Raw genomic sequence first — 13,229 nt, forward strand, 5'->3', positions numbered from 1 at the left:
TTTCCGTTGTTTGCAGCCTTCTTGGGAAGTAGATAGAAACGATTCATGTCAATCTGGGTCCGCATCGGTGAGTTTGTCACCTCTGTAACGCTCAACGCTTTTTCAAGCGTTATTGAAGCCGTGCGAACTGTTTTTGAAGGCGATGCGGATACAAGAAGGCGGGTTGCCTTTTCCATTGCAATGATTGCACTTTCGGCAAAAATGGCAAAAGCCGATGGTGTGGTGACGCAGGATGAATTTCGTGCCTTTCAAAGCATTTTTTCAGTGCCGCCGGAAGAACATGCTCACGTGGTTCGTCTTTATAATCTCGCGCAGCAGGATGTCGCAGGTTTTGAAAGCTATGCACGGCAACTTGCCGGCCTTTGTCGTGAGGGCGATGATAATTGCCATTTGCTTGAAGATATTCTCGATGGTCTTTTTCATATCGCAACCGCTGATGGTTACGTGCATGACAAGGAAATGGCGTTTCTTTCAAGCGTTGCCCAGATTTTCGGTTTTGATGAAGAAGGCTTCGAGCGCATCGCCATGCGCCATGTCAATCGCGGAGAAGGCGATCCCTATGCGGTTCTTGGGTTGGTACGGGGCGTTTCGTTTGAAGATGCGCGTAAACGCTATCGTTCCTTGGTGAAAGAGCACCACCCTGACCGGCTGGTGGCGGAGGGACTTCCGCTTGAATTCATCAAGATTGCAAATACACGTCTTGCCGCTATCAATGCAGCCTGGGCAAGCGTAGAAAAACAGTTGGAAGCCGCATGAACAGCGCCGATTTATCAGAAGAAGAACGCCTGACTGCACTTGTTTTGGACAAGCCTGACTATCCGGCGGCCATAATCGATGCATCGCCGAATTTCGGTGTGCGCAAGGATGGCAAGACGCCGATCTATCTTGTCTTACATTATACAGGCCTTGCCACGGCGCAGGAGGCGCTTGATATTCTCAAGTCGAAAGAGATGGAAGTTTCGGCCCATTATCTGGTGCATGAAGATGGCCGGGTTGTGCAGATGGTGTCTGAAAAGGCGCGGGCGTGGCATGCAGGCAAAAGTTTCTGGAAGGGTGAAACCGATATCAATTCGGCATCAATCGGCATTGAAATTGTCAATCCGGGCAATCTTGAAAATTATCCGCCTTTTGCCGATGCGCAGATTGAAGCTCTTATCGTGCTGTGCCGCAGCATATGCGAGCGCTATGCTATCAGGCCGGAAAATGTGCTTGCGCATTCCGATATTGCGCCAGAGCGAAAAACAGATCCGGGCCAGAATTTCCCCTGGAAACGGCTGTATGATGCAGGCATCGGTCATTATATCGAGCCCACACCTGTCCGGGGCGGGCGCTTTCTCGCACGTGGTGAGCAGGGGCAGCCGGTTGAGGCTTTGCAATCCATGCTCGCGCTTTATGGCTATAAAATCGAGATCAATGGCATCTATGATGAGGCCACTGAAACGGTGATTAAGGCATTCCAGCGGCATTTTCGGACACAAAATGTGGATGGCGTAGCGGATGTATCTACTATAGATACCCTCTACAGGCTTATTTTTTCATTGCAAAATGTTACCGCGTGAGCATCAGTTTCCATGTCCTGGCGCGAGCGCTTGGGGTTTCATATTTCTGTAATAATTTCATTAAATTAGAGCTGTTCCATTTTTCAACAATTGTGTTTTTCAATTTAACTCACCTCACGAAGTGTAACAGCTCTTATTACAACCTGTAAGATTATTTTACTTTTTTAACCAATCTTCGGCTGCATTTGCCCATCAAATGAGCAGCCATTCCCGGCAGTGATGAGCGTGTGAAGTGCTTGTTGAGCGGGATCAAAAATTAAACGGCTTTGCTGCCCCAAGACCAGCAAATCCCCATAAAAAGATCCAAGACGGTAGGTTATGAAAATAAAATTTGTTGTTGCATGCGCCCTTATTGGCGCCATGAGTTCTTTTGGCCTCAATCCCGCAATGAGTGCTCCGGTGAATGAGCCAACCAATCTCGTAGCGCTGCTCAAGATGCGGGCTCAGGACAAGGCTGCTGAAACCGGCAAGGCACAAAAGGTTTCGCGCTCTGCGCAGTCAGAAAAAAAACAGGCTGCCAAAAAGCCCTCGGTCAGCACCAGGCGTGCAGCACCAAAAGTAAAGAATACAAAGCGCATTAAGACAGGCTCTGTAACCCGGAAGTCTGCAAAGGTTGGCGGTAAGGCTTATTCGCAGATCATTAATCGTTATGCTGCGACTTATGGCGTTCCTTCTTCGCTGGCCCATGCAGTGGTGCGCCATGAAAGCAATTTCCAGCCAAATGTTCGTGGCGCGGCCGGTGAAATCGGCTTGATGCAGATCAAGCTCTCGACGGCTCGCGGTCTTGGCTATACCGGTTCGGCAAAGGGGCTTTATGATCCTTCGACCAATATTCAGTTTGGTATGAAATATCTCGCCATGGCGCAGAAGCTGGGCGGTGGCAGCACTTGCGGTACAATCCTCAAATATAATGCCGGTCATGGCGCCAAGCGTATGAACCCGACTTCGGCAAAATATTGCAGTTCGGTTAAATCCTATATGGCCGGGTTGTAATCCCTGAATTTGCATTGTCAGCCGCGTTGAGTTTCAGGCCGATAATGTAGACGAAAAGCCGGTAGCGGTTTTGCTGCCGGCTTTTTTGTATGTGAAGATTTTTTCTAAACACGGTTCCCACGCGGTTCGATCATGCTATATACGCGCCGTCAGTCGGTCGGGCAGCCGCGCTTGTCATATGTCGAAAGACGGCAGGTGAGGAAAGTCCGGGCTCCATGGAAACACGATGCCGGGTAACGCCCGGCGGGGGCGACCCCAGGGACAGTGCCACAGAAAGCAGACCGCCCCGTCTTCCGTACCGCTTGTCAAAGCGGCAGGGATGACGGGGTAAGGGTGAAAGGGTGGGGTAAGAGCCCACCGCGCCGGTGGCAACACAGGCGGCACGGTAAACCCCATCGGGAGCAAAACCGAATAGGGACGGCGTACCGGTTCGCAAGGATCGGTAATCAGTTTCCGGATCAGCCGTCCGGGTGGGTTGCAAGAGGCGGGTGGCAACATCCGTCCCAGATGAATGGCTGCCACGTTGGACGCAAGTCCGGCCATACAAAACCCGGCTTATAGACCGACTGACATTTTTCCATTGTTTGGGACCGCGCGAGAAGAAATCGCGGATGATGTTCATGTGTGTTTTTTACAAATTATAACGGTTCATTAAGCTTAATATCCGATAACTGTTTGAACGAATCCGTCAAATCGACACCCGTCTGAAATTAGACGGAATTATGCGCAAAACACTGGATAGCGGGACGTGATCCCGGGAAAGGATCGGGATGATGGCTAGCCTCGGCGGAGACCAATCTCAAGCCGAAGGGGCTCAGCTCCGTCACATTCCGGTGCTTATCTCCGAAGTGATTGACGCTCTGAAACCTGAAAGCGGCAAAGTAATTGTTGACGGTACTTTTGGTGCCGGAGGCTATACAGGCTGCATTCTTGAGCAGGGTGCAAATGTGATCGCCATTGATCGTGATCCGACCGCGATTGCTGCGGGACAGCGGATGGTGCAGCAGTTTAATGGCAGGCTTGATCTCGTTGAAAGCCAGTTTTCCAGGCTTGACTGGGCTGTTGAGCAGGTGTTGGGAGAAGGGGCCAGGGTTGATGGCGTTGTGCTTGATATCGGTGTTTCTTCGATGCAGATCGATGAGGCCGAGCGCGGCTTTTCTTTCCAGAAAGATGGCCCTCTTGATATGCGCATGTCGCGTAAGGGGCCGAGTGCCGCCGATGTTGTGAACCGTCTCAAAATGGGTGATCTTGCCCGGATTTTTAATTTCCTTGGCGAAGAACGTCATGCGGGTCGTATTGCGCGTATGATTGAAAAGCGACGCGAAACACAGGTTTTCACGCGCACACTTGATCTCGCCAATGCCATTGAAGCGCTGGTCGGGCGCAATCCGAAAGTGCCTATTCATCCTGCAACGCGGGTGTTTCAGGCACTGCGTATCTATGTGAATGATGAACTGGGTGAGCTGGCGCGGGCATTGCTTGCTGCTGAACGCATTCTCAAACCCGGTGGCCGACTGGTTGTGGTGACTTTCCACTCGCTTGAAGACCGCATGGTCAAGCGCTATTTCGCGGATCGTGCCGGAGGCAGCGCCGGATCGCGGCATCTGCCTGAAACGCATGTCCGGCTGCCGAGCTTTACGCCTGCGGTGAAGGGGGCTGTTGGTCCGACCGCTGAAGAAGAAGAGCGTAATCCGCGTTCCCGTTCTGCAAAATTGCGTGCGGGTGTGAGAACTGAAAACCCTGTTCTTGAAGATGATCTTTCGCTTTTCGGGTTGCCAAAGCTACCTGAAACGCATGAACTGGCCCGGAGTTGAACGAGTGCTGCGTACTTTTGAACTCATCATGATAGCGGCGATGCTGATGGCAGCAACAATCACCTATACCATCAAATATGATGCGGAAAGGCAGATTGCAGTTATTGCCAAGCTCAAGCGTCAGATCGATTCCGAAAAGGATACGATCACGCTTCTGCGTGCTGACTGGGCATTGATGAACCAGCCGGGGCGTTTGCAAAGCCTTGTAGGAGTCTATGCAAATGAGCTGAAGCTTGCACCCATTGAAGCTGAACAGCTTGCGATGGGCGTGGAAGATATTCCAGAACGTCCGCTTGATGACATTCAGAAACTGATTTCAGGCAGTGATGATCTGCTTGCAAGCGGTATGCTCAAACCGGACACAACGACTACTGGAAGTATCAAGAAGAATGGAGCGAGGCACTGACCATGCGGCTGAAGCTCGGATTTTCCAAAAAGAACAAGCAGAATATCAATGACGGTGTTGAGCCGGCTGGCAATGAAAAGCTGGCTGGCAATATGGCTTTTGTTGGTTTGCGCAAGCGTCATGGTAATCGTGCGCGCAATCGTTTGTGGATGGCAATTGTCTGTTTCGTCGGCATTTATGGGGTGATTGGCGGTAAACTGGTCTATTTTGGTGTGATTGGTGGCGACGATGATGAATCGAACGGCCCCGCCATACAACAGCTTGCATCGCGTCCCGATATTCTGGATCGCAATGGTGAAATTCTGGCAACAGACATTAAAACGGCGTCCTTGTTTGCCGAGCCACGCAAGATTGTTGACCCGGATGAAACCATAGAAATGCTTTCAACGGTCATTCATGATCTGGATTGGGAAACGACCTATCGCCGCCTTAAAAGCGGTGCGGGTTTTGTCTGGATCAAGCGTGGTTTAACACCGCGGCAGCAAAGCCAGATTATGGCTCTTGGTGTTCCGGGCATTGGTTTTCGTACAGAAAAACGCCGCTTTTACCCGGGTGGCCCGACTGCTTCCCATATTCTGGGCCTCGTCAATGTCGACAATCAGGGTATTGCCGGCATGGAAAAATATATTGATAGTCAGGGCTTAAGCGATCTGCGTGCTGCTGGCATGGCAACAGCGCAATCTCTGGAGCCGGTCAAGCTGTCGATTGATATTCGTGTCCAGCACATCATGCGCGATGTTCTGGTCAAGGCCGTCGAGCGTTATCGTGCAATTGCTGCGGGGGCGGTTGTTCTCAATGTGAAGACCGGTGAAGTCATTGCCATGGCTTCGGTGCCGGATTTTGATCCGAACAATCCGGTCAATGCCCTCGACAAGGATCGTTTGAACCGTATGTCGGCGGGTACCTATGAGATGGGATCGACGATCAAGAGTTTCACGACGGCAATGGCGCTCGATTCTGGCAAATTTAATCTCAATTCCAGAATTGATGCATCGCGACCTCTGGTGATCGGTCGTCAGACCATTCGCGACTTTCATGGTAAGGGTCGTGTTCTGACATTGCCGGAAGTGTTCATTTTCTCCTCCAATATTGGCTCTGGTCATGAAGCCAATGTGGTTGGTATTGAGGGGCATCGCGCGTTTCTTAAGAAAATGGGCCTGTTGGACCGGATGCAGACCGAACTTCCTGAAGTGGCGCGTCCTGTCGAGCCGCGCGTGTGGAGGAAGGTGCATTCAATGACCATTTCGTTTGGTCATGGCATGATGACAACGCCATTGCAGACTGCTGTGGGAACAGCAGCACTGATGAATGGTGGTAAGCTGATCGAACCGACTTTCCTTGTGCGCACACAGGCTGAAGCCAATCAGGTCGCGCAGCAGGTTATCCATCCTCAGGTTTCAGCTGATATGCGTTACCTCTATCGTCTGAACGCGACCGCGCCGGGTGGTTCTGGCAAGCGTGCAACAGTTCAGGGCTATCGCGTTGGCGGCAAGACCGGGACGGCTGAAAAGGTTGTGAATGGTCGTTATTCCAAGGATGTGCGCTTTAATGCCTTCCTTGCAGCCTTTCCAATGGATGATCCAACCTATGTCGTGTTGACCATTATTGATGAACCAAAGCCGGAAGAAGGCAAATATAGTGCAACCGCCGGTCTTAATGCGGCACCAATGGTTGCAGAAATTATTCGTCGTTCGGCTACTTTTTTAGGTGTTAAGCCCGATTTTAAACAGGAATTTGCGCCAGCAGAATCGGAGATTGCATCTGTTGATTCTGTAAATGACTGACTCATGTAACGAGCTGTAACCCATAATAGCCTGCGTCCCTGTATCTGGAATTGGTATGACCATGAAATTGAAAGAAATTACACTTTTAAGCGACTATACCATTGGCTCGGCAGGAGACGTGGAAGTTACAGGCGTTACCTCGGATTCCCGCAAGGTAGAGCCGGGCTTTCTGTTTGCTGCGCTCAAAGGTGTCAAGGCTGATGGCTCTGCTTATGCGATTGATGCTGTCAAGCGTGGTGCAGTGGCGATTATTGCAGGCAAAGATGCACGTTTTGACAATCCTGGTGTGCCGGTTCTTCATGTGGAGGATCCACGTCATGCGCTGGCCATGGTCGCGGCTCAGTTTTATGGCAGGCAGCCTGAAGTCATGGTTGCTGTAACCGGCACCAGCGGCAAGACCTCTGTTGCTTCATTTACCCGCCAGATTTGGGCTTATGCCGGTTTTCCTGCGGCCAATATCGGAACCACCGGTGTTTTTTCGCCAACACGCAGCGATTATAATTCACTGACGACGCCTGATCCGGTTGAGTTGCATCGCGTTCTTGCAGAACTTGCTGATGAAGGCGTGACCCATGCTGCAATGGAAGCTTCTTCGCATGGTCTTGACCAGCGCCGTCTTGATGGCGTGAAGCTTGCTGCGGGTGCTTTTACCAATCTAGGTCGCGATCATATGGATTATCATGCGACGATTGAAGAATATTTGCATGCCAAAATGCGTTTGTTTGAAAAGCTGCTGCCCAAAGGTGCGCCTGCGATCATCTTTGCAGATGATCAGTTCTCGCCTCAGGCAATTGACGCGGCTAAAGCGGCTGGTTGTGATGTAAAGACCGTTGGTCGCAAGGGCGATTTCATCACTATCAAGCGCGTTGAGCATGAGCGTTTCCGTCAACATGTGGAAATTCGTGTTGCTGACGAAATTTTTGAAATTGAACTGCCGCTGGCGGGTGATTTTCAGGTTGCCAATGCACTTGTTTCGGCGGGTCTTGCCATGGTCACAGGAGTTCCGGCTGCTGCTGCCATGCGGGCGCTTGAGCGTCTTAAAGGCGCACCGGGCCGCCTTGATCTGGTGGGGGCCACGCAAGAGGGGGCGCCTGCCTATGTCGATTATGCTCATAAGCCGGAAGCGCTTGAAAATGTGTTGACTTCTGTGCGTCCATTTACAACTGGCCGCGTCATTATTGTGTTTGGCTGTGGTGGGGATCGTGACAAGGGCAAGCGCCCGATCATGGGTGAAATTGCTGCACGTCTTGCAGATGTTGTGATCGTTACCGACGACAATCCACGTTCAGAAGTGCCTGCGCAAATCCGTTCGGAAATCATGGCTGCGGCACCGGGCGCCACGGAAATCGGTGATCGTCGCGAGGCGATCTTCACGGCGGTTTCCATGATGATGCCGGGCGACACTCTGGTCGTTGCGGGAAAAGGACATGAAGAAGGTCAGATCGTTGGCAATATTACCTTGCCGTTTTCTGATCATACGGAAGTTGCGGCAGCATTGGCTGCCCGTCTTGATAGTAAAAAGTCTTGAAGAACATAAGGCTTGAGGAGCACAAAGAATGAGTGACTGGCTCTGGACATCTGCCGATATGGTGGAGGCCATGGAAGGCCGGCCTTTCGGTACGCTGCCTGAGGGAATAACCGGAATTTCCATCGATAGCCGTACACTCAAAGAAGGTGAAGCCTTCTTTGCGATCAAAGGCGACATGTTTGACGGTCATGATTTTGCAACGGCTGCCATGGCGGCGGGTGCGGGTTTGCTGGTTGTGAATGAATCGCGTCTTCCGGCATTCGGCAATCTTAAAGTGCCGATGATCGTTGTCGAGGATGTGCTTGAAGCGCTCACCAGGCTCGGGCTTGCATCGCGTGAGCGTTCCAGAGCGCAGATCATTGCTGTCACAGGCTCTGTCGGTAAAACAACAACCAAGGAAGCGCTGCGTCATGTATTGGCCGATTCAGGCAAAGTTCATGCTTCGGTTGCTTCGTTTAACAATCACTGGGGTGTGCCGCTGACGCTTGCCCGCATGCCTGCCGATACCGATTATGGTATATTTGAAATCGGCATGAACCATCATGACGAAATTCGCCCGCTGGTGAAAATGGTGCGTCCGCATGTGGCGCTGATTACGCTGATTGCGCCTGCCCATCTTGGTCATTTTGCCAATCTTGAAGAGATTGCAATGGCAAAATCCGAGATTTTTGAAGGTGTGGTTCCGGGTGGTTATGCGCTGCTTAATCGTGATGACAAACGTTTCAGGCAGCTTGAAGAACTGGCTGAAAAAGCCGGTATTGAGCATGTTTTTACCTTTGGTGAGAATGCGCAGTCCAATTATCGCTTGCGTGAAGTCAAAATGCATCCGACCTGTTCATGCATGACTGTTAAAATCGGTAATGAAGAAGCGGTCGTAAAAGTCGGCATGCCCGGACGCCATATCGTGCAGAATATGCTTGCGGTTCTGGGTGCTGCCCATCTGGTTGGTGCTGACATGGCCAAGGTTGCCATTGCGATGGCGACGCTGAGTGCAGAAGGTGGACGCGGCGCACGGCATGTATTGCAACACCCGGATGGTGGCTCGTTTACGCTGATTGATGAAAGCTACAATGCCAATCCGACTTCGGTGCGGGCCTCGCTTTCGCTGTTGCAGGCAACCCCGCCAGAAGGCTCACGCGGTCGCCGCATTGCCGTTCTTGGTGATATGCTGGAGCTTGGACGTCAGTCCGGCAAGCTTCATGCTGATCTTGCGCGTCCTATTGTCGATGCCGAAGTGAATGTAGTTTTTATCGGTGGCCGTGAAATGTCGGTGCTCAAAAATGCCTTGCCGGTTGAAATTCATGTCGAATACAGGCAGAGCACCGATGAATTATTGCCATTGGTGATGAAAGCAGTCCGCCCCGGTGATGTCGTCATGGTGAAATCGTCCAAAGGGATCGGTTTTTCCAGGATCGTCAAGGCGCTGACTGACAAGTTTCCGCCGGTGGTGCCTGCCGAATAGGCGTGTTTGAGGGATTTTTCTCCGTATGTTGATGCTTCTTGCAGTTTTTGCCGATCATGTGACACCGTTCAACGTGTTTCGCTACATCACGTTTCGTACTGGCGGTGCGATGATTACTTCGGCACTGATCGTTTTTCTGTTTGGTCCTGCGATCATCAATTCGTTGCGTGCGCGGCAAGGTAAAGGTCAGCCAATTCGTGCTGATGGGCCACAGACCCATTTCAAGAAAGCCGGTACGCCAACCATGGGCGGCCTTATGATCATGACCGGCATTCTCGTGTCATGTCTTTTGTGGGCCAATCTTTCCAGCGTTTATGTCTGGGTTGTGTTGATGGTCACGGTCGGCTTTGGTGCGATCGGCTTTTATGATGATTATCTGAAAGTGACAAAGCAGTCGGACAAGGGCTTCTCCGGCAAGTCGCGGCTGGCGATCGAATTCTTCATTGCAGCCGTTGCTGCTTTCATCATCATGCGTGCGGGGCAGGAACCTTTTTCATCTTCGCTGACCTTTCCGTTTGTAAAACAGTTCGTGCTTAATCTCGGCTGGTTTTTCATTCCGCTTGCTGCTTTCGTTATGGTTGGTGCAGGCAATGCGGTGAACCTGACCGATGGTCTTGATGGTCTTGCAATCGTACCTGTGATGGTTGCGGCTGCTTCGTTCGGCTTTATTGCCTATCTTTCGGGTAACGCGATTTTTGCTGATTATCTGCAAATTCACTTTGTTCCGGGCACGGGTGAACTGGCTGTGGTTCTGGGCGCTGTGATCGGCGCGGGGCTTGGGTTCCTTTGGTTCAATGCGCCGCCTGCTGCGATCTTCATGGGAGATACGGGTTCGCTCGCACTTGGCGGTATGCTTGGCACTGTGGCTGTTGCTACCAAGCACGAGATTGTGCTTGCAATCATCGGCGGCCTGTTTGTCGTTGAAGCGCTTTCGGTCATTATTCAGGTTGGCTCGTTCAAACTGACCGGCAAGCGCGTGTTTCTGATGGCGCCCATTCATCACCATTTTGAAAAGAAAGGCTGGACGGAAAGTCAGGTCGTGATCCGTTTCTGGATCGTGGCGATCATTCTCGCCATGATCGGTCTTTCCACACTCAAGCTGAGATAAGGCAAACGCATGATCCCGATCACCGCTCTTAAAGACAAGACTGTCGCCCTGTTCGGACTGGGCGGGTCGGGTATTGCAACCGCCAAGGCTATTGTGGCCGGAGGTGCCAAGATCATTGCCTGGGATGATAATCCCGACAGTGTGGTTCGCGCCCAGAGCGCAGGCATTGCAACAGGTGATTTGAGGCAGGCGGACTGGTCACAGTTTGCTGCCTTTGTGCTTTCGCCCGGCGTGCCGTTGACGCATCCAAAGCCGCATTGGACGGTGGATATGGCACGAAGTGCCGGGGTTGAAATTATTGGTGATGTTGAGCTTTTCGTGCGTGAGCGCAATCATATTGCGCCGGATTGCCCGTTTATCGCTATCACCGGCACCAATGGTAAATCGACAACGACCGCGCTGATTGCGCATATCATCAAAGCGTCAGGCCGTGATATGCAGCTTGGCGGCAATATAGGCACGGCGATCCTGACACTGGATGCGCCAGCGAAAAACCGTTTTTATGTGGTTGAGTGCTCTTCCTACCAAATTGATCTGGCACCTTCGCTTAATCCAAGTGCCGGTATTTTGCTTAATCTGACGCCGGATCATCTTGACCGTCATGGTTCGATGGAAAATTATGCCGCCATTAAAGAAAGGCTGGTTGCGAAAAGCGATCTGGCAATCATTGGTGTGGATGATGGATATTGCGCAAGCATTGCGTACCGTCTTGATAGCAAAGGCGTAAAAACCGTCCGTATTTCCAAGGATAAGCGCCTTGAAAATGGTGCTTTTGCGGAAGGTGCACAGCTTTATAGCGCTGAAGATGGCAAGATCGAAGCGCTTGCTTCGCTTGAAGCTATCGGGTCTTTGCGCGGCGCACATAATGCACAAAATGCTTTGGCTGCGATCACTGCATGTCTTGGCGTTGGTCTTTCGATCGAAGAAATTCGTGCAGGCCTCAAAAGTTTCCCCGGTCTTGCGCATCGCATGGAACAGGTTGGACATCGTGGCAAGGTTCTGTTCGTGAATGATTCCAAGGCCACCAATGCCGAAGCAACAGCACCTGCTTTATCGTCTTTTGCCAATCATATTTACTGGATTGCCGGTGGTGTGCCAAAGGCTGGTGGCATCAGCGCCTTGTCGGAGTTTTTTCCGCGTATTACCAAAGCCTATCTGATAGGCGAAGCTGCGGCGCAATTTGCCGCCACGCTTGGTGATGCGGTGCCGTTTGAAATTTCCGACACGCTTCTTGCTGCTGTTGACCATGCTGCACGCGATGCAGGCAATGACGCTTCAAGCGAGCCGGTTGTTCTGCTTTCGCCTGCCTGCGCGAGCTTTGACCAGTTTCAGAATTTTGAAAAACGCGGTGATGCATTTCGCAGCGCCGTTCTCGCACTCCCGGGTATTGAGCCAATCGGAGGGAAAAGCTGATGGTAAGTCGCGTTGACCGTGGTGCTGTCGCCAATTGGTGGTGGACAATCGACCGTTACTTTCTGGCTGCATGTCTGGCCTTGATGGGACTGGGTGTGCTGCTATCCTTTGCAGCAAGTCCTGCGGTCGCGCAGCGTATTGGTCTTGATAGTTTTCACTTCGTCGAACGCCAAACCCTGTTCATGATTCCGGCTGTTGGGGTCATGATCGGCGTGTCGTTTCTTTCACCGCGTCAGATCAGACGTTTTGCATTGCTGTTGCTTTGTGCATCGCTTTTCCTGATGGCTGCGGCTTTGTTTGTCGGTATCGAGATCAAGGGTGCGCGTCGCTGGGTCAGTTTTGCAGGCGTTTCCATACAGCCGTCCGAGTTTATGAAACCGGCTTTTGTTGTAATCTGTGCATGGCTTTTCTCCGAGCGTGAACGCGGTGGCAATATGCCGGGTTATTTTCTGGCCATGGTGCTGTTTTGCGTCACTGCGGGGTTGTTGATGCTGCAACCGGACTTTGGTCAGACCATGCTGACTACCGGTACCTGGGGGGCGATGTTCTTTCTCGCTGGGCTACCGATGTTCTGGATTCTGGTGCTTGGCGGCATTGCGATTGTCGGAGCGTTCGGCGCTTATATGACGCTTGATCACGTTGCGGGCCGTGTGAACCGCTTTATGACCGGCGAAGGTGACACATTTCAGGTGGATGCGGGGCGCGAAGCCATTTTACGCGGCGGCTGGTTTGGTCAGGGACCGGGCGAAGGTACGGTCAAACGCATCATTCCAGATAGCCATACCGACTTTATTTTTTCGGTAGCGGCAGAAGAATATGGCATCATTCTTTGCATCATTATCATGATGCTTTTTGCATTCATCGTCATTCGTGGGCTGTCCATAGCTCTTCGTGAGCGCGATGCTTTTACACGTCTGGCCGTGTCGGGCATTGTGATCCTGTTTGGTTTCCAGTCAATTATTAACATGGCTGTCAATCTGCATCTGATGCCTGCAAAGGGTATGACGCTGCCATTTATCTCCTATGGTGGTTCATCGCTTGTTGCGATTGCGATCACGATGGGGATTTTGCTGGCTTTGACACGCCGTCGCCCGGAAGCGCGCATGACACATACGCTCAATATGGGCGCTGATATGAACAGGCGCATTCCGGTATAGAGCGC

General features: G+C 51.7%; 11 protein-coding genes and 1 other RNA gene. All 12 read left to right on the forward strand.

All coding sequences use genetic code 11. The features are described 5' to 3' along the window. Positions 1–45: 45 nt before the first annotated feature. The 12 genes from FHY56_RS03750 to ftsW all read left to right on the forward strand — a co-directional run bounded on the left by FHY56_RS03750 (position 46) and on the right by ftsW (position 13,224). Positions 46–756 (forward strand): J domain-containing protein, encoded by a 711-nt coding sequence (locus tag FHY56_RS03750; protein WP_140903830.1) that lies wholly within the window; start codon positions 46–48, stop codon positions 754–756. Further along, entirely contained in the window at positions 753–1,559 is an 807-nt protein-coding gene (locus tag FHY56_RS03755; protein WP_140903831.1) for an N-acetylmuramoyl-L-alanine amidase, read from the forward strand. Before FHY56_RS03750 ends, FHY56_RS03755 begins: the two co-directional genes overlap by 4 nt. A gap of 318 nt (positions 1,560–1,877) precedes the next feature. Continuing rightward, positions 1,878–2,552, forward strand: coding sequence for a lytic transglycosylase domain-containing protein (locus FHY56_RS03760; RefSeq protein ID WP_140903832.1), 675 nt, complete (start codon positions 1,878–1,880; stop codon positions 2,550–2,552). Between the two features lie 149 nt (positions 2,553–2,701). After that, an RNA gene (gene rnpB, locus FHY56_RS03765) (RNase P RNA component class A) lies at positions 2,702–3,126 on the forward strand. Between the two features lie 196 nt (positions 3,127–3,322). After that, complete coding sequence (gene rsmH / locus FHY56_RS03770; protein WP_193556755.1) at positions 3,323–4,366, forward strand: 16S rRNA (cytosine(1402)-N(4))-methyltransferase RsmH; 1,044 nt, start codon at positions 3,323–3,325, stop codon at positions 4,364–4,366. A gap of 4 nt (positions 4,367–4,370) precedes the next feature. After that, entirely contained in the window at positions 4,371–4,772 is a 402-nt protein-coding gene (gene ftsL, locus FHY56_RS03775; protein WP_140903833.1) for a cell division protein FtsL, read from the forward strand. Positions 4,773–4,774: 2 nt separating this feature from the next. Then, positions 4,775–6,556 carry a peptidoglycan D,D-transpeptidase FtsI family protein gene (locus FHY56_RS03780; protein ID WP_140903834.1) on the forward strand — a complete coding sequence of 594 codons (1,782 nt, stop codon included), beginning with the start codon at positions 4,775–4,777 and terminating at the stop codon, positions 6,554–6,556. Between the two features lie 55 nt (positions 6,557–6,611). Then, the gene (locus FHY56_RS03785) at positions 6,612–8,084 is read left to right on the forward strand and encodes a UDP-N-acetylmuramoyl-L-alanyl-D-glutamate--2,6-diaminopimelate ligase (protein ID WP_140903835.1); all 1,473 of its coding nucleotides are present in this window, start codon (positions 6,612–6,614) and stop codon (positions 8,082–8,084) included. Positions 8,085–8,112: 28 nt separating this feature from the next. Then, the gene (locus FHY56_RS03790) at positions 8,113–9,546 is read left to right on the forward strand and encodes a UDP-N-acetylmuramoylalanyl-D-glutamyl-2,6-diaminopimelate--D-alanyl-D-alanine ligase (protein ID WP_140903836.1); all 1,434 of its coding nucleotides are present in this window, start codon (positions 8,113–8,115) and stop codon (positions 9,544–9,546) included. A gap of 25 nt (positions 9,547–9,571) precedes the next feature. After that, positions 9,572–10,654 carry a phospho-N-acetylmuramoyl-pentapeptide-transferase gene (mraY, locus tag FHY56_RS03795; RefSeq protein ID WP_140903837.1) on the forward strand — a complete coding sequence of 361 codons (1,083 nt, stop codon included), beginning with the start codon at positions 9,572–9,574 and terminating at the stop codon, positions 10,652–10,654. 9 nt (positions 10,655–10,663) lie between these two features. Further along, positions 10,664–12,067, forward strand: coding sequence for a UDP-N-acetylmuramoyl-L-alanine--D-glutamate ligase (gene murD, locus FHY56_RS03800; protein ID WP_140903838.1), 1,404 nt, complete (start codon positions 10,664–10,666; stop codon positions 12,065–12,067). Next, positions 12,067–13,224, forward strand: coding sequence for a putative lipid II flippase FtsW (gene ftsW / locus FHY56_RS03805; protein WP_140903839.1), 1,158 nt, complete (start codon positions 12,067–12,069; stop codon positions 13,222–13,224). Before murD ends, ftsW begins: the two co-directional genes overlap by 1 nt. The last annotated feature ends 5 nt before the right edge of the window (positions 13,225–13,229 follow it).

Source organism: Brucella gallinifaecis, from assembly GCF_006476605.1.
Lineage (GTDB): Bacteria > Pseudomonadota > Alphaproteobacteria > Rhizobiales > Rhizobiaceae > Brucella > Brucella gallinifaecis.

Bases quoted from the DNA above. Each gene is read 5' to 3' on its own strand.
- FHY56_RS03750 (WP_140903830.1), top strand. From the start codon at position 46: ATGTCAATCTGGGTCCGCATCGGTGAGTTTGTCACCTCTGTAACGCTC.
- FHY56_RS03755 (WP_140903831.1), top strand. From the start codon at position 753: ATGAACAGCGCCGATTTATCAGAAGAAGAACGCCTGACTGCACTTGTT.
- FHY56_RS03760 (WP_140903832.1), top strand. From the start codon at position 1,878: ATGAAAATAAAATTTGTTGTTGCATGCGCCCTTATTGGCGCCATGAGT.
- rsmH (WP_193556755.1), top strand. From the start codon at position 3,323: ATGATGGCTAGCCTCGGCGGAGACCAATCTCAAGCCGAAGGGGCTCAG.
- FHY56_RS03780 (WP_140903834.1), top strand. From the start codon at position 4,775: ATGCGGCTGAAGCTCGGATTTTCCAAAAAGAACAAGCAGAATATCAAT.
- FHY56_RS03785 (WP_140903835.1), top strand. From the start codon at position 6,612: ATGACCATGAAATTGAAAGAAATTACACTTTTAAGCGACTATACCATT.
- FHY56_RS03790 (WP_140903836.1), top strand. From the start codon at position 8,113: ATGAGTGACTGGCTCTGGACATCTGCCGATATGGTGGAGGCCATGGAA.
- mraY (WP_140903837.1), top strand. From the start codon at position 9,572: ATGTTGATGCTTCTTGCAGTTTTTGCCGATCATGTGACACCGTTCAAC.
- murD (WP_140903838.1), top strand. From the start codon at position 10,664: ATGATCCCGATCACCGCTCTTAAAGACAAGACTGTCGCCCTGTTCGGA.
- ftsW (WP_140903839.1), top strand. From the start codon at position 12,067: ATGGTAAGTCGCGTTGACCGTGGTGCTGTCGCCAATTGGTGGTGGACA.